This window comes from Rhodobacter sp. 24-YEA-8, from assembly GCF_900105075.1.
Classification (GTDB): Bacteria; Pseudomonadota; Alphaproteobacteria; order Rhodobacterales; family Rhodobacteraceae; genus Pseudogemmobacter.
On sequence record NZ_FNSK01000001.1, the window covers coordinates 1468319 to 1487550 of the forward strand.

Below are 19232 nucleotides of genomic sequence, written 5' to 3' on the forward strand. Positions count from 1 at the left end.
GCAGGAAGCCGATTGCCCAGGTTATGATTTCGTAAGGGCCGACAACCTGACACAGCCCGCCATTCTGGTCGCCGACAGGGGCTATGGCTCCGCCATTTTTCAACATGATGTGACGCGGCGGGAAAAAGCGACAACCCTGAACCGCCCGGTCCCGCCGCCTGGGGCGCCGGACCGTCAGTTGCCCCGCTTTGCCGGGATTTATCCCTGGTTGGCGGGAGCCAGGCGATAGATCGCGCCTGCCGTTTCCGACAGGAACCAGATCGCCCCATCCGGCCCCTCCCGGATGTCGCGCACCCGGCCGGTCTCGGGGGCGGTGATGCGTTCTTCCGCCCAGCCGGTGACGGCGGGCGTTTCGGGATCAAGGCGCGAGATGAAATCGAGCTTGAGGGAGCCGGTGAAGACATCGCCCTTCCATGCGGGGATCAGCGTGCCCGAATAGATCATCAGACCCGAAGGCGCGATTGAGGGATCCCAGTAATGCAATGGCTGGTTCATACCGTCCGCATGGGTGCCGCTGCCGATTTTGGTGCCATTGTAATTCACCCCGTAGGAAATCACCGGCCAGCCGAAGTTCTCGCCCGGCTGTGACAGGTTGATCTCGTCACCGCCCTTCGCCCCATGTTCCGAGACCAGCAGGCCACCATCGGGCGTGGCGGCGGCACCCTGGATATTGCGGTGCCCGATCGAGAAGATCCCTTCCCGCCAGCCGGTCTGCGTGACATCGGGGCTGCCATCGCGCGCGATGCTGATCACCTTGCCATGGCTCAGGGCCGGGTCCTGCGCCTCAAGCCCCGCCGGGCCGGTGCCACGGTCGCCGGTGGTGATGAAGATATTGCCCCTGGCCCCCTCGACAATACGCGCACCGAAATGCCGGCTTGCGGCGGCTGTATCGCCGGTGAACAGGGTCTCGAAATCTTCAAGTCGGCTGTTATCCGCAGAGAGCCGCCCCCGCCCGGCCATGGTCGCAAGTCCCTCGCCGCTCCGGCCGGCCCAGGTCAGCCAGACCTCACGACTGGTGGCGAAATCGGCGGGAACCATCACATCCAGGAGCCCGCCCTGCCCCAGCACGGCCACCTCTGGCAGACCACTGATCGCCTGTGTCCCGCCTTCGGCAAGGCGCAAAAGCCTGCCGCCCTTTTCGGTAACCAGCAGGCTGCCATCGGGCAAAAAGGCAAAGCCCCATGGCATATCTAGCCCCGCTGCCACCCGGGTGATCTCCATCGGGCCAGCCGAGGTCTCAACCCTGCCCTGCGCCCCGGCGGCGCCCGCACCGGCCAGCAGCGCAAACGCCAGGCCGGTCAGAGCCGTCTTCACTACGGATTTGATCATCACGCGCCCCTTGCTTCCGCGTCCTACTGCCAGAGCTTCGGGCAAGGCTGCCGCCAAAGCCCCGGGCAGAATCTCCGGCCAGATCTCCAGATTAAGTCTCCGGGAGAAAAGATAGGGGCGGCTCTCCCGCGCTGCGAGGGCGGATAAGGAATTTATCCCTCATAACTGGATTTTTCGGCGCTTTTCTTTTGAAATCGGCCCGGCTAGGGTCGGGAAAGGATCTCGGTCCAATCAGGGAGATATCAATGAAAAAGTTTCTGCTGGCCACTGCGGCCTGCGCGCTGGCGGCTGGCTCGGCCTCGGCTGAGGATGTGAAACTCGGCATCCTGCTCGGCTTTACCGGCCCCATCGAAACCATCGCGCCGAATATGGCGCTGGCGTCGGAAATGGCGATCAAAGAAGTGAACGACTCCGGCAAGGCCGCCAATGGCTGGGTTTTCTCGGGCGTGCGCGCAGACAGCAGCTGCATTGATGCGGCTCTCGCGACGGCAGCCGCCGAACGCCTGATCACTTCGGAAAGCGTCAAGGGCATCATCGGTGCCGATTGCTCGGGTGTGACCCGCGCCGTTCTGACCAATGTGGCCATCCCGAACGGGATCGTGATGATCTCGCCTTCGGCCACCTCGCCGGCCTTGTCGGATGATCCGGATGAAGGTCTCTTCTTCCGCACCGTGCCCTCGGATGCCCGCGAAGGCATCATCATGGGCGACATCCTGGCCGAGCGTGGCGTGAAGTCGATCGCTATTTCCTATTCCAACTCGGATTACGGCAAGGGCCAGGCCGATGCGATTGCTGCGGCTGCCGAAGCCAAGGGGATCAAGGTCACCATCAACGCATCGCATGATGACGGCAAAGCCGATTACTCGGCCGAAGTCGCGGCACTGGCAGCAGCGGGCGGCGATGTGCTCGTGGTTGCGGGCTATGTCGACCAGGGCGGCAAAGGCATCATCCAGGCCGCGGTCGACACCGGCGCCTTCACGACCTTCGGCCTGCCGGGCGGTATGTTCGGGGAATCCCTGACCGAAGCCATTGGCGCCCCGCTGGAGGGTTCTTACGGCCAGCACCCGTCGTCAGACGCGGCCGGCTACCAGACCTATCTGGACCTGGCCACCGCCAATGACCCGAGCTTTGACGGCACCACCAACTTTGCGCCGAACACCTATGACGCGACTGCGATCATGATCCTTGCAATGCAGGCCGCCGGGTCGACCGACCCCAAGGTCTACAAAGACAAGATCATGGAAGTCGCCAATGGCCCCGCCGATGGCTCGGGCGAGGTGATCAACCCCGGCGAGCTGGGCAAGGCGCTGGAGCTGATCGCGGCCGGCAAAGCCATCAACTATGAAGGCGCCACCGGCGTGACCTTCCTGGAGAATGGCGATGTCACCGGGCGCTACCGCGAATATGAAATCAAGGACGGCAAGTGGGAAACGGTGAAATATCACTGATTTCCGGCTGACGTAGGGGCAATTGCCCCGGTCTCTGCCTTGACAGGCCCTGCAGGCCCGTGCATCCGCGCGGGCCTGTGACAAACAAAGCGCCACCCGGCCGCGTCTGACGGCAGTATCAGCGGGGGCAATCAGGGGAAGTGCATGATCCGGGTCGAGAACCTTCACCGGCATTTTGGCGGCTTTCATGCTGTCGATGGCGCCAGTCTTGAGATCCGCAAGGGCACGATCACCGGGCTGATCGGTCCGAACGGCGCCGGGAAATCCACCCTGTTCAATGTGATCGCCGGCCGGCTGCCGCCGACATCCGGCAAGGTCTTCATGGATGGCGAAGAGATCACCGGCCTTGCGCCGCATGAGCTGTTCCACAAAGGCCTTCTGCGCACCTTCCAGATCGCCCATGAATTCGGCTCGATGACGGTGCGCGAGAACCTGATGATGGTCCCGGGGAGCCAACATGGCGAGCATCTCTGGAACGCCCTCTTCTCGCGCAGCAAGATCCGCGAAGAGGAAGAGCGGCTTCGCGCCAGGGCCGATGAGGTGCTGGAATTCCTGACCATCAGCCATATCGCCGATAACAAGGCGAGCCAGATTTCCGGCGGTCAGAAAAAGCTTGTGGAGCTGGGCCGCACCATGATGGTCGACGCGAAAGTCGTCTTTCTGGATGAGGTCGGCGCCGGGGTGAACCGCACGCTTCTGAACACGATCGGCGATGCGATCCTGCGGCTGAACAGGGAACGCGGCTATACGTTCTGCGTCATCGAGCATGATATGGATTTCATCGGCCGCTTCTGCGACCCGGTGATCGTCATGGCCGAGGGCAAAGTTCTGGCCGAAGGCAGCGCCGCCGAGATCCGCGCCGATGAGCGCGTGATCGAGGCCTATCTGGGTCGCGGCCTGAAGAACAAGCTGAAGGCCGGCGCATGAGGCGGTGGGTCGGGATCTCCCCCGCGCATCAGGGTAATTTCAACATTTTTACTTTCGGGGAGGCGTAATGGCGCATCCTTTTCTGATCGGCGAAAACATGACCGGCGGCTATGGCCCGGTTGATATCCTTCATTCCTGTACCCTTGCCGTGGAAAAGGGCGAGATCGCGGTGATCGTCGGCCCGAATGGCGCCGGAAAATCCACCGCGATGAAGGCGGTGTTCGGCATGCTATCCTTACGCTCGGGCACGGTGCGGCTGGATGGCGAGGATATCACGAAGCTCTCCCCCCAGGCGCGGGTGCGCAAGGGGATGGGGTTCGTGCCGCAGACCCATAACATCTTCACCACAATGACGGTGGAAGAGAACCTCGAAATGGGCGCCTTCATCCGAGAGGATGAGGGGATCCGCGATACAATGGCGCAGATCTATGACCTCTTCCCGATCCTGAAGGAAAAGCGCAATCAGGCGGCAGGCGAGCTTTCGGGCGGCCAGCGCCAGCAGGTCGCGGTCGGGCGCGCACTGATGACGCAGCCGAAGGTGCTGATGCTTGACGAGCCGACCGCCGGGGTCTCGCCCATCGTGATGGACGAGCTGTTCGACCGGATCATCGAGATCGCCCGTACCGGCATCTCGATCCTGATGGTGGAACAGAATGCCCGCCAGGCGCTGGAGATCGCGGATAAGGGCTTTGTGCTGGTCCAGGGCGCGAACCGCTATACCGACACCGGTGCGGCGTTGCTGGCGGATCCCGAAGTCCGCAAATCCTTCCTCGGGGGCTGAAACGGTGCGCAGCATCCCTCCGCTGGTCCTTATGCTGCTTTCTTCGGGCCCCGCTTTGGCGGTCGAGCGTCTCAGCTGCAATGCGGTTTTCAGATGTGATACTTTCGCGCATTTTTGCGAAAAGCTCGAGCATCACATATTCGATTTCCGTCTTTCAGATGACGGCAGCGGGGGCGTGCTTGGGCCTGAGCCTCCGCAGGCGAAGCTGATCGCTCTGACAAGGGCCATGCCCCGGTTCGGGCGGAGCTTTCAGGTCGAGGACCCCGGCGGCGCTGTTGGCCTCGTGACCTTTGCGCCTGATGGCGGCTTCTCTTTGTCCTTTCACACAGAAACTGATGCAGGTCAGTCCACATCGATTGCGTTCAGTGGCACATGTGCTTCGGAAGGGATCAGCTGATGTCATACCATAGGCGCGCGTCCCTCGCCGCTCTGCCCCTGTCAACGAGGAAGGCGGTGGTCGTCATGGCAATCCTCTGCACCCTGTCCCCCCTGAGTGTAAGCGCGCGCAATCTCGACTGCATCGTCCGGTATGAATGTTCCGGCGGCAGCTGCAAGGAGACGAGCCGCCATTACCGCACCCATGCCGGCCCGGAAAAGATCGCGGTCCAGAGCCAGGGCTATGCGACCGATCTTGTGATGCTCGACAAAACCTCGGGCGGCGATCTTGTTTACGGGGGCCAGATCGGCCCGAATTTCTATGGTGTCTTCTTTCTAGCCCCGTCGAATGGCGCGCAGCTGATGTTGCAGGGCGTCAATGGCTGGTCGGAAAACAAGACCGAAATGCTGATTTGCACGGAGGCCACGGGCTGATGGATATTCTGAATGCCTTCGTGGCTTTTGCCAATTTCATATTGGTGCCGGGGCTGACCTATGGCAGCCAGCTGGCGCTTGGCGCGCTCGGGGTCTCGCTGGTTTTCGCGGTACTGAGGTTTTCGAATTTCGCGCATGGCGATACGATGGCGCTTGGCACGGTGATGGCGATCCTTTTCACCTGGATGCTGCAAAGCTGGGGCGTCTCGGCCGGCCCGCTGCCGACAGCACTGATCGCGCTGCCTTTCGCGATCATCGCGACCTCCGCTCTGGTGCTGGGCTCTGATATCGTCGTCTACCGCTTTTACCGCCGTGCCAAAGCGAAACCGATCATCCTGATGATCGCCTCGATCGGCGTCATGTTCGTGATGAATGGCCTGGTGCGGATGATCCTCGGCACACGTGAGATTCAATTTGCCGATGGCGAGCGCTTCCTGCTGCCGCCCGCCACCTTCCGCGCCGCGACCGGTCTGGCCGAGCCCCTGGCGATCCGCACTTCCCAGGCAGTTTCCGTGATCGTGGCGGTGATCTGCGTTGTGGCGCTGTTCTGGTTTCTGAACCGCACCCGCACCGGCAAGTCGATGCGGGCCTTTTCCGACAATGAAGATCTGGCGCTTCTGTCCGGGATCAACCCGGACCGCGTGGTGACGGTGACCTGGATCATCGCGGCGGCGCTGGCGACCATTGCCGGGACGCTTTACGGGCTTGATAAAAACTACCGTGTCTTCGTCTATTTCGGGATGCTGCTGCCGATCTTCGCAAGCGCCATTGTCGGCGGGCTCGGCTCGCCCATCGGCGCGATCATCGGCGGCTTTGTCATCGCTTTTTCGGAAATCCTGATCACCAACGCCTGGAGCAAGATCCTCGGCTATCTGATGCCGGAGGGCTGGCTCGGAGACGGGCTCTACCAGGCGCTCTCGACCGATTACAAAGTGGCGGTGAGTTTCGTGATCCTGATCATCGTACTTCTGGTGAAGCCCAATGGCATCATGGGGAGCAAATAAGATGCGTAATACCCTACTCTTTGCCGGCGTCGCGGCTCTCTTCCTGCTGACCGGCTTCTTTCAAAGCTGGAACCTCGCGCTCAATATCCTGAACCTTGCGCTGATCTCGGCGGTGATGGCGATTGGCGTGAATATCCAATGGGGCTGGGCCGGGCTGTTCTCGGCCGGGATCGTCGGCTTTGTCGCCCTTGGCGGCGTCGGGGTGGCGCTGGTCTCGGGCAAACCCGTCGCCGGTGCCTGGGAAGCCGGCACACCCGAGATCCTCTCGGCGCTGGTCTTTGGCGCCATTGCAATCGTGCTGGCGGTCTGGATGCAGAAAAAGCTGCCAAAAGGCAGCACGCGAACGCTGGCGACCATCGCTTTCCTGCTGGTCTGCTTCTTCATCTACCGCGCGCTGCTTGACCCCGCCGTCATGGCGGTCGAGGCGAATGACTCGTCGAAAGCCGGGCATATCGGCGGTCTCGGGATCAATTCTCTCTGGGCCTGGCCGGTGGGTGCGGCTCTGGCAGGGGCCGTGGCCTGGGTGATCGGCAAAGTGGCGCTTGGTCTGCGCGAGGATTATCTCGCCATTGCAACGCTGGGGATCGGCGAGATCATCATCGCCGCGCTGAGGAATGAGGACTGGCTGGCGCGCGGGGTAAAGAACCTGATCGACCTGCCCCGGCCCTGGCCGGTGCCCTATGAGCTGGAACTGCAGCGCAATCCGGATTTCGCTGACTGGATCGGGCTGGTGAATGCCGATCCGGTTCCGGCCTCGGCCATTGCGGTGAAACTGCTTTATGCGGGCCTGTTTGCCATCATTGTGCTGGTATTGTTGTGGCTGTGTGAGCGCGCGCTTAACAGCCCCTGGGGCCGTATGACCCGCGCGATCCGCGACAATGAGATCTCGGCCGCGGCAATGGGCAAGAATGTCAAATACCGCCATTTGCAGATCTTCATCCTCGGCTCTGCCGTGGTCGGCCTGGCCGGGGCGATGATGACCTCGCTCGATGGTCAGCTGACTCCCTCAAGCTATGCACCTTTGCGCTTTACCTTCCTGATCTGGGTGATGGTGATCGTCGGCGGTTCGGGCAATAATAAGGGCGCCATTCTGGGCGGTATCCTGATCGGCTGGCTCTATCTTGCAGCGGAATCCTTCGGGCCGATGATCATGGGCTGGCTGACCTCGGTTCTGCCGGCAGGTCCGGTGAAAACCCAGCTGGCGGAATCTGCGGCTCATATGCGGCTTCTGATGCTTGGGGTGATACTGCTCCTGGTGCTGCGTTTTGCGCCGCGCGGGCTGATCCCCGAGAAATGAACCCGGAACCCGGCCCTTTGCCCTTCGCGCTCATCCTGGCCATCTGGGGAGAGCGCTATGGTGCAGCACATATCAATGGTATCGTCCAGGGAGCTTTTGACCACTCGCCCGGGATGCGCGAGGCGGTGCTGGTCAGCGACCGCCCGCGCCCGGATCTGGATCCCCGAATCCGTCAATGCCTGTTCCCTGCCCCCTTCAACCAGCCGGAATTCTTTTCGCGCGGCTACCGCGCAAAGGTCGCAGTGCTCTCGCCCGAAATCACGCCCCGCGATTTGCGCTGCATCTATATTGACCTCGATTCTGCGGTGATCGGTGATCTGGGACGGCTGGCTGCCCTGGTCAGGGATGAAACCAGCCTCTTCATGCTGCCCCCCACCGGGCTTGGCTTTTCGCGGTTGCGCCGGCTGATCGACCGGCTGCGCCCGGGGGCGCATTTCCCGGTCGGGAATTCCTCGGTCCTTGCGTTTCATGCAGGCGTCACCCCCAATCCGGCCTGCCTCTACGCGGCCATGTTGCAAGATCCGCAGAATAGGACCGCAGGCGACATGTGTATTGATGATGTCATCATCTCCTCACTCGCACGCGACATCATCCGGGCGGTGCCGGAGGATTGCGCCGTGATGTTGCGGCGCGAATTCATGTCAAAACTGCCGTTCTGGCCCCGGATAAAGGCCGCTTTGCCCTGGATCGCCGCCCGGCGCCGCCATATCGCGGTGGTGACGATGAACGGGCCAGAGGTCAAATCCGAACAGCTGGGCCGGCTGGAAACCGGCAGCCCGATCCGCGACGGGCGCGGCCGCAAAGGGGTCTGGTCTCCTGCGGCAATCGGCGCGGTCTGGCCTGAACTGGCCCGCGCCTGCCGCCGTATCGCCGAGACCTGCAGTATAAACGACACTCAAAGTCGCCGGTGAACAAGAATCCTGCCAGGTGCGCCCGATAATCCCGATATGATCTGAAAGGGTTGGCTATGCGCACATCTGTCCGGGTTGTGGTGATTGGCGGCGGGGTGGTTGGCTGTTCGGTGCTTTACCACCTGACAAAGCTCGGCTGGTCGGATGTCATGCTGATCGAGCGCTCTGACCTGACCTCCGGATCGACCTGGCATGCGGCGGGCGGGTTCCACACCATGAACGGCGACACCAATATGGCGGCGCTGCAGGGCTATACGATCCGGCTTTACAAGGAACTCGAAGAGATCACCGGCATGTCCTGCGGGCTGCACCATGTCGGCGGCGTGACTTTGGCCGACAACCCGGCGCGGTTTGAACAGCTGAAGGCCGAGCGTGCGAAACACCGCTATATGGGGCTCGACACCGAGATCCTCTCGCCCGCTGAGATTTCGAAACTGACCGATGGTATGGTCAATCTCGACGGCATCATCGGCGGTCTTTACGACCCGCTGGACGGCCACCTCGACCCTTCCGGCACCACCCATGCCTATGCCAAAGCCGCCCGCATGGCAGGGGCTGAAATCGTGTTGCACAATCGCGTGCTGGAGACCCGCCCGGTGAAAGACGGCTGGGAAGTTGTGACCGAGAAAGGCACCGTGACCTGCGAGCATCTGGTGAATGCCGGCGGCCTCTGGGCGCGGGAAATCGGCGCCATGGCCGGGGTTTACCTGCCGCTTTTGCCGATGGCGCATCAGTATCTGGTGACCGAGGACATCCCCGAAATCATGGATATCCTGGCCCAGGGCCGCGAATTCCCGCATGTGATGGATCCGGGCGGCGAGAGCTATCTGCGCCAGGAAGGGCGCGGTTTGTGCATCGGATTCTATGAGAAGCCCTGCGAGCCCTGGGCGCTGGACGGCACGCCCTGGACATTCGGCCATGAGCTTCTGAACGAGAATTACGACAAAATCGAAGAATCCATCTCCTTTGCCTGGCGCCGCTTCCCGGTGCTGGAACGCTCGGGCGTGAAACGCGTGATCCACGGGCCCTTCACCTTCGCCCCGGACGGCAACCCGCTGATAGGTCCGGTGCCGGGCCTGAAGAATTACTGGTCGGCCTGTGCGGTGATGGCGGGCTTCAGCCAGGGCGGCGGCATGGGTCTCGCCCTGGCGCAATGGATGATCGAAGGCGAGGTCGAACGTGACCCGCGCGGCTTTGACGTGGCGCGTTTCGGCACCTGGACCAGCCCCGGCTATACCGTGCCGAAGGTGATCGAAAACTACCAGATGCGCTTCAACGTCTCATACCCGAACGAGGAACGCCCGGCGGCCCGACCCTTCCGCACCACGCCGATGTATGACGTGTTTGACGGGATGGGCGCAGTCTGGGGAAGCCAATACGGGCTTGAGGTGGTGAATTACTTCGCCCTGCCCGGCGAGCCGCGCTATGAGACGCCGACCTTCAAACGCTCCAATGCCTGGGAGGCCACCGCGCGCGAGGTCAAAGGCCTGCGCGAAGGCGTCGGCATCAATGAATTGCAGAATTTCGGAAAATATCTGGTGAAAGGCCAGGGCGCCCGCGCCTGGCTCGACCGGATTATGGCTGGCCGCATCCCGAAACCGGGCCGCATTTCGCTGACCCCGATGCTGGCGGTCTCGGGCAAGATCATCGGCGATTTCACGGTCTCCTGCCTGTCTGAGACCGAGTTCCAGCTGACCGCCAGCTATGGCGCGCAGGGCTGGCATCTGCGCTGGTTCCAGGACCATGCCACGCCCGGTGTCAATGTTGAGAACATCTCGGATACGCGATCCGGCTTCACCATCGCCGGGCCGAATGCCCGCAAGCTGCTGGCGCGCGTCACCCGCACGGATGTCTCGGCGAAAACGTTCAGGTTTATGGATGTAAAACCGATGACTGTCGGCATGGCGAATTGCCTTGTGCAGCGCGTCAGCTACACCGCCGATCTCGGCTACGAGATCTTCTGCGACCAGATGTCTGTGCGCCATCTCTGGGACGTGCTGATGAAAGCCGGCGCGGATCTGGGCATCACCCCCTTCGGGATGCGGGCGATGATGAGTCTCCGGCTCGACAAATGGTTCGGCTCCTGGGGGCGCGAATTCTCGCCCGATTACACCCCTGCTGAGACCGGGCTTGACCGGTTTATCGCCTGGACGAAACCTGTCGACTGGATCGGCAAAGAGGCCGCGCTGAAGGAACGCGAAACCGGCCCGTCTCGCCGCCTCGTGACGATGGAAGTCGATGTCAGCGATGCCGATGTCGTGGCCTGGGAACCGGTCTGGCTCGACGGCAAGGTCGTCGGCTGGTGTACCTCGGGCGGCTACAGCCACTGGACCGGAAAGTCACTGGCACTGGGCTTCATCCCCGCCCATCGCGTCGAAGACGGGCTGGAGCTGGAGGTCGAAATCCTCGGCGAGCGCCGCCCGGCCCGGGTGCATCTGGCGCCGGTCTGGGATGATGGCGGCCGGATGCGCGACTGATCTGACACAGCGACCGATCAGTGATGATCGCCTGGCTCGCCTCTCCTGACAGCACTTATGAGCCACAGTGATCCGGAGAGGATCGGGAGAAACCGGTAAGAACGAGGTTTCGCCCCGCGGCGTTGCCCTTGCGAAGCAGACGCCTCGGTTCTTGCCGAACAGCAGGGAGATAGCGATCATCCCCGCACATTCCCCCACCACATCAATATCAAGCTCGTCGATCCATGCGTTGCAGTTCCGTTCTTTGAGGCGGTCTCGCGCCCAGATCCCGAAATATGGGGGCCGGCTGCCAGCTGTGCCCGGCCGTCATGCTCGTGCCAGGTTGCCGAAAAATCATGGGGTAGGCATGGCGAGGCATCGGCCAGATGCAGGCCGTGGCAGCAAAAGCGCCTGTCGTGGACGAGCGCTCATAGCGCTCGAGACGCTACCCGTCCCCCCGGGGCGCGATCCTGAGAAACGCATTCCGGGCAGGCGCGCATCCACCGCCGCTATATCTCCGAACGAGCTTGCCGTTCTGACCCGAGCCGGACGAACCCATCCTCCGAAGGCCGGAAGAGATCGCACGCCTCTACGCCACCACAACCGGCCAGGCGGTCTGTCTGATCTGCATCACCGCGAACCAGGGCCTTCAGATCCAGCCCCGGCTACCCATCCGACCCACGCCATTCGCCGCCGGAAGACGCGAGGCAAAGGGCAGCATTGTCTCCTCGGGCAATAATGGAATGGTAGCGGGATGGGGGATCGGATGCGCTTGCTCAGACCCTGAAGCAGAAAAGCGACGCAACTAACTGATCTGGAAAAGGAAAGGCGCGGATCCATGTCGATCCGCGCCCTTCCATTCAATGTCGGCTCATGTGCAGGAACGCTGGCCCTGACCGGGTCGGTGCAGGCTTGGGGGTAAGGCCCGGGCTCTTATGCTCCAACGACACCCCCGCCGGGCCCTCAGCTGCAGCCGGTTGTGCCGCCGCAGGTGGTGCATTTCAGGCAGGTTCCGTTGCGGACCAGCGTGTAATTGCCACATTCAGTGCAGGAATCCCCGGTATAGCCCTGCAGCTTCGCGCGGCTCCGCGCATCTGACCCGGCATTCAGCGCAGCAAGGCTGCTGCCGGGCGTTCGGGTGCCCGGGATCAGCATATTCAGCGCCGTCACCGGATCGATCCCAGCGGCTGCCTTGTCATTACCAGGAAGGAGATCCTGCGGCAGGCGATTTCTCAGATAGCCGGTCGAACTGATCGATTTCAGAAGCTCCACCGAACGCGTCACCGGCGCGGCTGCAGCGCGCTGGTCGGGCTTGCCCTCATCATCGCCACGGCCGAGATCATCGAAAGCCGTGCCTTTTGGAGCGACATGGGCCAGATCGGTGCGATCAAGATAGGAAATCGCCAGTTCGCGGAAGATGTAGTCGAGAATCGAGGTCGCGTTGCGGATTGAATCATTGCCCTGCACCATCCCCGCCGGCTCAAACCGGGTGAAGGTGAAGGCATCGACAAATTCCTCAAGCGGAACACCATATTGCAAGCCGACGCTCACAGCGATTGCGAAGTTGTTCATCATGGCACGGAAGCCCGCACCTTCCTTATGCATGTCGATGAAAATCTCGCCAAGCGCCCCATCGGCATATTCGCCGGTCCTGAGATAGACCTTATGGCCGCCAATCAACGCCTTCTGGGTATAGCCCTTGCGCCGCTCGGGAAGTTTCTCGCGATGGCTGCGGACGATCTCTTTGACCACCACTTTCTCGATGATCTTTTCAGCGATCACCCGCGCCTTTTCCTGCGGTGAGCCGGTCTCGAGCACCTCTTCGGCCTCGTCATCGCCTTCGATCAGCGCCGCGGCCAGCGGCTGCGACAGTTTGGATCCGTCGCGATAGATCGCATTGGCCTTGACGCCGAGGCTGTGGGACAGTGCGTAAGCCGCCAGCACCTCATCGATCCTGGCCGAGGACGGCATGTTGATCGTCTTGGAAATCGCGCCCGAGATAAAGCTCTGCGCGGCGGCCATCATGAGGATATGGCTTTCGACGCCGAGCAGACGATGCCCCTTGCGGCCACAGGGGCTGGCGCAGTCAAAGACCGCAAGATGGGCCTCGTTCAGATGCGGCGCGCCTTCCAGCGTCATGGTGCCGCAGACATGGTCATTCGCCGCCTCGACCTGGGCGCGGGTAAAGCCCAGATGTTTCAGCAGATCGAAACCGGGATCCATCAGCTCGGTTTCCGGAATGCCAAGCGTGCCCTTGCAGAACTCTTCGCCAAGCGTCCATTGGTTGAAGACAAAGCGGATATCGAAGGCCGTGGGCAAAGCCGCCTCGACTTTCGCGATTTCGGCGGCACCAAAGCCATGACCGATCAGCGCGGTATGGTTGATTGCGGGTGCCTGGGCGAGGCTGCCATGCCCGACCGCGTAAGCCACGATCGCGGCCGCCTGATGGGCGGGATAGCCCAGGGCCTCAAGCGCCGCCGGCACCGACTGGTTGATGATCTTGAAATAGCCGCCGCCGGCAAGTTTCTTGAACTTCACCAGCGCGAAATCTGGCTCGATTCCGGTGGTGTCGCAATCCATCACCAAACCGATCGTCCCGGTGGGCGCGATGACCGAAACCTGGGCGTTGCGGAAGCCATGCACCTCGCCCAGCGACAGCGCCTCATCCCAGGCGAGCCGGGCCAGTGCGACCAGTGCGGCATCGGGGCAATTCGCATGATCAAGCGGGACCGGCGCCACGTTCAGCCCGGAATACCCCCCGCCGCCCTGCGCCGCCGCGCGGTGGTTGCGGATCACCCGCAGCATGGCGTCACGGTTCTTCGCATAGCCGGGGAAAGCCCCCAGTTCTGCCGCCATCTCGGCGGATGTCGCGTAGGAAATGCCGGTCATGATCGCGGTCAGCGCGCCGCAGAGCGCACGGCCTTCGGCGGAATCGTAACCAAGCCCCATGGTCATCAGAAGCCCGCCGATATTGGCGTAGCCCAGACCCAGGGTGCGGAATTCATACGATCTTTGCGCAATTTCCTTCGACGGGAACTGCGCCATCATCACCGAGATTTCCAGCGTCAGCGTCCAGAGCCGGCAGGCATGGACAAAGGCCTCGGCCTGGAACCTCCCGCCTTTCCAGAAGGTCAGAAGGTTCAAAGACGCCAGATTGCAGGCGGTATCATCCAGGAACATATATTCCGAACACGGGTTCGAGCCCCGGATCGGCCCATCTTCCGGGCAGGTATGCCAGGCATTGATCGTGTCATGGAACTGGATGCCGGGATCGGCACAGGCCCAGGCGGCATGGCCGACCTGATCCCAGAGATCGCGGGCCGAAACGGTTTTCGCCACCACGCCGTCGGTACGGCGCACCAGCTCCCAAGGCAGATCGTCGCGCACCGCCGTGAGGAAGGCATCGGTCACCCGCACCGAATTGTTCGAATTCTGGCCCGAGACGGTGGAATAGGCCTCGGAATCCCAGTCGGTGTCATAGGTGGGGAATTCGATACTGTCGAAGCCCTGGGCGGCATATTGCAGCACGCGATTGGTGTATGTATCGGGGATCAGAGCCCTTTTTGCCGAACGGATCGCGGCTTTCAGACGCGCATTCCTGGCGGGATCAAAGGCATCGGCTTCGGACCCGTCCCAGGCACGGATGGCGGCGAAAATGCCGTTCAGCTCGCGCTCATGCGCTTTGGATCCGGCGACCAGCGAAGCAACCTTTTGCTCCTCGATCACCTTCCAGTTGATGAACTGCTCGACATCGGGGTGATCCATGTCGCAGATCACCATCTTGGCCGCGCGCCGTGTGGTGCCACCGGATCTGATCGCCCCTGCCGCGCGGTCGCCGATCCTGAGGAACCCCATCAGCCCCGAAGATTTGCCGCCGCCCGACAGCTTTTCATTCTCGCCCCTGAGCGACGAAAAATTGGTGCCGGTGCCAGATCCATATTTGAACAGACGCGCCTCGCGGACCCAGAGATCCATGATGCCGCCCTCTTTCACCAGATCATCCGAGACCGACTGGATGAAACAGGCATGCGGCTGCGGGTGTTCATAGGCGCTGGTGGATTGCACCAGTTTGCCGCTGACATGATCGACATAGAAATGGCCCTGCCCCGGCCCGTCGATCCCATAGGCCCAATGTAGCCCGGTATTGAACCATTGCGGTGAATTCGGCGCGGACATCTGCCGCGCCAGCATATAGCGCATCTCGTCAAGATAATGCTGCGCGTCTTCCTCACGGGTGAAATAGCCGCCCTTCCAGCCCCAATAGGCCCAGGCGCCGGCCAGGCGGTCGAAGACCTGCTTTGCCGAGGTCTCGCCGGTATAGCGCTCGCCCTCGGGCAAAAGGGCCAGCGCCGCCTCGTCAGCGACCGAGCGCCAGAGAAATTCGGGTATGCCCTTTTCTTTGACCCGCTTCAGCCGCACCGGAACGCCTGCGCGGCGGAAGTATTTCTGGGCGATCACGTCCGATGCAACCTGGCTCCAGCCCTCGGGCACCTCGACCGCGTCATTGCGAAAGACGATGCGGCCATCGGGATTGCGGATTTCAGAAGTGGTGGTGGTGAAATGCACCGCGCCCCAGGCACCGCCGGAGGCATTGGTAAATCTGCGCTCGATTTTCATTGCTCTGTCCCCTGTGGGCCATTTGCGGCCCTTGTTTTTGCGGATGCAGCACTGGTCGTGACATCCCGGGCCTGAACCACCACACCGGGACCGGTTCGGCCGACAAGAGCCGGCGTCGAAAGGTGTTGGTGCAAAGGATACAACATATGGTGGCCTGACCTGCCTCGCGAGCAACGTGTCGTAGGAAAACGGCAGTTTCAACGGATTTATTTCGGTCCCTTCCCGCAATGTCATCTTGACGCCACGGGGCCATGCGCCGGGGCCGGGCCAGTTCCGGCCCGGGTTTTGCAGCGTGCAGATGTGGGCAAATCTGTGGACGATCCCGGGATGTATTCTGGCCGGTGCCGGCTTTTCCCTCCGATCCGGGCGGTTTGGCCCGAAAGCTTCACATCGCGGATGAAGCCTGGCCAGATACGCGGGGCACTGCGTTCCCCTGTGGAAAACAGCCCAGCGACCGATTCCCCAAAACGCCGTATGTGCTGCCGGGCAAAAATGTCGCAACCGCGCGAAATCGCAAACAGGGGTCGCCGGTGCCTCATTCTGTCGCAGGTGAGACGGCTGTGTCACTTTCCCCTGCGTAAAACTCCGGCTAAGAGCAGGAAAGTCACCACCATATGCCGGGCGCAAGCGCGTCCCTGATGGCAAAACCGGCCCAGGGACCGGCGAGCGGTGTGAAGGAGTTTAGCGAATGAGTGCCCCGAATGCCGCCCCGGACAGCGCCGCAGAACGCGCGGCCGCAAGCGTGACTGAAAACCGCAGGGCCGCTGTCCTGATGGTCAGCGCCATGGCCGCTTTTGCCATCGAGGATACCTTTCTCAAACATGCCGCAGTCTCGATGCCGCCGGGTCAGGTCTTGGTGATCAACGGCCTTGCGGGGGGCGGTATTTTCGCGCTCCTGGCGCTGCGTCGTGGCGAGGCGGTGTTCAGCATGGCCGCTTTGCGCGGCATAGCGCTGATCCGCAATGTCTCGGAAGGGGTGGCGGCTTTCACCTATCTGCTGGCGCTTGCGCTGGTGCCGATGGCGACGGCCTCGGCGCTGTTGCAGGCGTCGCCCCTGATGATCACTGCAGGGGCCGCGCTGTTTCTGGGCGAGACCGTCGGCTGGCGGCGCTGGATCTCGATCCTGACCGGCTTTGTCGGTGTGATGATCATTCTGGAACCCTGGAAGACCGGGATCGACATTGCCGGCCTCGCCATGGTCGGCTGTGTCATCGCGCTGTCGGTACGCGACCTCGTAACGCGCCGGTTGCCGCCGCATCTGGGAACGATGAGCCTTTCGTCCTGGGGGGTGCTGGCCTCGGTCCCGGCGGGCGTGCTTCTGATGCTGGTGCGCGGCGAGGGTTTTCAGGCGCCCGCCCCCGAACAGGGTGTGGTGCTGGCCTGCGCGGTCTTGGCCGGGCTGATCGGCTATTACATGGTGGTCGAGTCGATGCGGATCGGCGAAGTCTCGGCCGTGGCACCATTCCGTTACACGCGCCTGGTATTCGCTTTCATACTGGCGGTGCTTTTCCTTGGCGAAGATCTGAGCGTCAATGTGGTGATCGGATCGGGCCTCGTGATCCTGTCCGGTCTCTATATGTTCGGCCGCGCCAGAAAGCGGGTGCAGACCTAGCCCGACAAAAAACACGCAGGTCCTGGGATTGCCGCCCTTCCCCAGGGCGGCCGCTCCCGCTAAACGGAGATCGGGATCGGCCCATCCCGCCCGACTGAAACAGAAACGTCTGACCCGGAGCTTACGATGAGCACGATCATTGACATTCACGCCCGCGAAATTCTCGACAGCCGCGGCAACCCGACCGTAGAGGTCGATGTGGTGCTGGAAAGCGGCACCATGGGCCGCGCCGCAGTGCCCTCGGGGGCCTCGACCGGCGCCCATGAGGCGAATGAGCGCCGCGATGGCGACAAATCCCGCTATTTCGGCAAAGGCGTGCTGGAGGCGGTGGCTGCCGTCAATGGCGAGATCGCCGAAGAGCTGGTCGGCTATGATGCCACCGAGCAAACCGGCATCGACCGCACCATGATCGAGATGGATGGCACGCCGAACAAATCCCGCCTTGGCGCCAATGCGATCCTCGGCGTCTCGCTGGCGGTGGCAAAGGCTGCGGCGGAATACACGACCCAGCCGCTTTACCGCTATATCGGCGGGACTTCGGCACGTGTCTTGCCGGTGCCGATGATGAATATCATCAATGGCGGCGAACATGCCGACAACCCGATCGACATCCAGGAATTCATGATCATGCCGGTCGGCGCGGATGACATCCGTGACGCGGTCCGCATGGGATCGGAAGTCTTCCACACGCTGAAAAAAGAGCTCTCAGCAGCTGGCTACGGCACCAATGTCGGCGATGAGGGTGGCTTTGCGCCGAATCTGTCTTCGAGCCGCGTGGCACTGGATTTCATCCTGAAGGCCATTGAAAAGGCCGGCTACAAGCCCGGTGAAGATATCTATCTCGCCCTCGACTGCGCCGCGACCGAATATTTCAAGGGTGGCAAATACGAGATGAAGGGCGAAGGCATCTCGCTTTCCTCGGAAGAGAATGCCGAATACCTGGCGAAACTGGCGGCGGATTATCCGATCATCTCGATCGAAGACGGCATGGCCGAGGATGACTGGGCGGGCTGGAAACTGCTGACCGACAAGATCGGCAATAAGGTGCAGCTGGTCGGCGACGATCTTTTCGTGACCAATCCGCGCCGCCTGGCCGAGGGGATCAGCAAGGGCATCGCCAATTCGATGCTGGTGAAGGTCAATCAGATCGGCACCCTGACCGAGACCCTTGAGGCCGTCGATATGGCGCATCGCGCGCGCTATACCAATGTGATGTCGCATCGTTCGGGCGAGACCGAAGACAGCACCATCGCTGATCTCGCGGTGGCCACGAATTGCGGTCAGATCAAGACCGGCTCGCTGTCGCGCTCGGACCGGATGGCGAAATACAACCAGCTGATCCGTATCGAAGAAATGCTGGGCGAAACCGCAGAATATGCAGGACGTTCGATCCTGAAGGGCTGACCTTGGCCAGAAGCCGGATTTTTCAGAAAAATCCGGCTCAAATTTCGCAGACGAAATTTGCGGGCGCCTCAGGGCGCTCGTCTTTTTGCAGGATCAGCCGGCCAGTGCTTTGGCGAGACGAAAGAGCCGCACGCGTTTCAAAAGCGGTTTCAGGTCCACCGGCTGGCCCGACAGGCTTTCAGCCTTTGCGCGCACCCGCCCGACAATCGCCGCCATCTTTTCCGGCGCACGCGATTGCAGCTCCCAGAGAAAGCCATCCGGATCCCTCCGGGAAATGCCTTCTGCCGCCAGAACGTGACCGGGAAAATCTGAGGCATTGAAGGTCACGATCGCATCGGCATGGCCGGCGATACCCGTCGCCAGCACATGCAGATCGCCGGGATCAGGCAGCACCAGACGCGCCTCGATGGCGGGTTGCGGCGCGACCCGCCCGCGCGGGAAAGCCGCGCGAAACAGTGCGGCCTCGCCCTCGGCCACAACCTGTATACCGGGGCCGAGTTTGGCCGATGAATGCGTCCATTCCCCGAGGATCCGGTCCGACCAGACCGGCTCATAAAGGCCCGCCTCGCCCGCGCCCTGCAAAATCTCCCGCAAAACCGTCGGGAAAAGGACACAGGCGTCGAGAACGGCCTTCAC

At 62.1% G+C, this 19232-nt stretch carries 13 protein-coding genes; 10 read left to right on the forward strand and 3 right to left on the reverse strand.

What is annotated here, in order from left to right; translation table 11 throughout:
• Positions 1–198: 198 nt before the first annotated feature.
• Positions 199–1329, reverse strand: a complete 1131-nt coding sequence (locus BLW25_RS07325; RefSeq protein ID WP_092897753.1) for a PQQ-dependent sugar dehydrogenase — start codon at positions 1327–1329, stop codon at positions 199–201.
• A 245-nt stretch (positions 1330–1574) separates the two neighbouring features.
• Between BLW25_RS07325 and BLW25_RS07330 the strand changes: the two genes are divergently transcribed.
• The 8 genes from BLW25_RS07330 (at position 1575) to BLW25_RS07370 (ending at position 10984) form a co-directional block, all read left to right on the forward strand.
• Positions 1575–2777, forward strand: coding sequence for an ABC transporter substrate-binding protein (locus BLW25_RS07330; RefSeq protein WP_092897755.1), 1203 nt, complete (start codon positions 1575–1577; stop codon positions 2775–2777).
• Between the two features lie 144 nt (positions 2778–2921).
• Positions 2922–3704: an ABC transporter ATP-binding protein gene (locus tag BLW25_RS07335; protein ID WP_092897757.1), complete on the forward strand. Its 783-nt coding sequence runs from the start codon at positions 2922–2924 to the stop codon at positions 3702–3704.
• Between the two features lie 67 nt (positions 3705–3771).
• On the forward strand, positions 3772–4485 hold the full coding sequence (locus BLW25_RS07340; protein ID WP_092897759.1) for an ABC transporter ATP-binding protein: 714 nt from the start codon (positions 3772–3774) through the stop codon (positions 4483–4485).
• 396 nt (positions 4486–4881) lie between these two features.
• Positions 4882–5295 (forward strand): hypothetical protein, encoded by a 414-nt coding sequence (locus BLW25_RS07350; RefSeq protein WP_143040464.1) that lies wholly within the window; start codon positions 4882–4884, stop codon positions 5293–5295.
• Positions 5295–6299 carry a branched-chain amino acid ABC transporter permease gene (locus tag BLW25_RS07355; protein WP_092897764.1) on the forward strand — a complete coding sequence of 335 codons (1005 nt, stop codon included), beginning with the start codon at positions 5295–5297 and terminating at the stop codon, positions 6297–6299. The genes BLW25_RS07350 and BLW25_RS07355 overlap by 1 nt, the downstream gene beginning before the upstream one ends.
• 1 nt (position 6300) lies before the next feature.
• On the forward strand, positions 6301–7596 hold the full coding sequence (locus BLW25_RS07360) for a branched-chain amino acid ABC transporter permease (RefSeq protein ID WP_092897766.1): 1296 nt from the start codon (positions 6301–6303) through the stop codon (positions 7594–7596).
• Positions 7593–8507: a hypothetical protein gene (locus BLW25_RS07365; RefSeq protein WP_092897768.1), complete on the forward strand. Its 915-nt coding sequence runs from the start codon at positions 7593–7595 to the stop codon at positions 8505–8507. The genes BLW25_RS07360 and BLW25_RS07365 overlap by 4 nt, the downstream gene beginning before the upstream one ends.
• A gap of 56 nt (positions 8508–8563) precedes the next feature.
• The gene (locus BLW25_RS07370; RefSeq protein WP_092897770.1) at positions 8564–10984 is read left to right on the forward strand and encodes a GcvT family protein; all 2421 of its coding nucleotides are present in this window, start codon (positions 8564–8566) and stop codon (positions 10982–10984) included.
• A 942-nt stretch (positions 10985–11926) separates the two neighbouring features.
• On the opposite strand, the gene BLW25_RS07375 is transcribed toward BLW25_RS07370, so the two are convergent.
• A complete protein-coding gene (locus BLW25_RS07375) occupies positions 11927–15580 on the reverse strand; it encodes a vitamin B12-dependent ribonucleotide reductase (RefSeq protein WP_092897772.1) in 3654 nt (1217 codons plus the stop codon).
• A gap of 688 nt (positions 15581–16268) precedes the next feature.
• Between BLW25_RS07375 and BLW25_RS07380 the strand changes: the two genes are divergently transcribed.
• Together BLW25_RS07380 and eno are read left to right on the forward strand one after the other, a co-directional pair.
• Entirely contained in the window at positions 16269–17192 is a 924-nt protein-coding gene (locus BLW25_RS07380) for a DMT family transporter (protein ID WP_092897774.1), read from the forward strand.
• A gap of 126 nt (positions 17193–17318) precedes the next feature.
• Entirely contained in the window at positions 17319–18596 is a 1278-nt protein-coding gene (gene eno / locus BLW25_RS07385; protein ID WP_092897776.1) for a phosphopyruvate hydratase, read from the forward strand.
• A 93-nt stretch (positions 18597–18689) separates the two neighbouring features.
• On the opposite strand, the gene BLW25_RS07390 is transcribed toward eno, so the two are convergent.
• Complete coding sequence (locus BLW25_RS07390) at positions 18690–19232, reverse strand: RSP_2648 family PIN domain-containing protein (RefSeq protein WP_092897778.1); 543 nt, start codon at positions 19230–19232, stop codon at positions 18690–18692.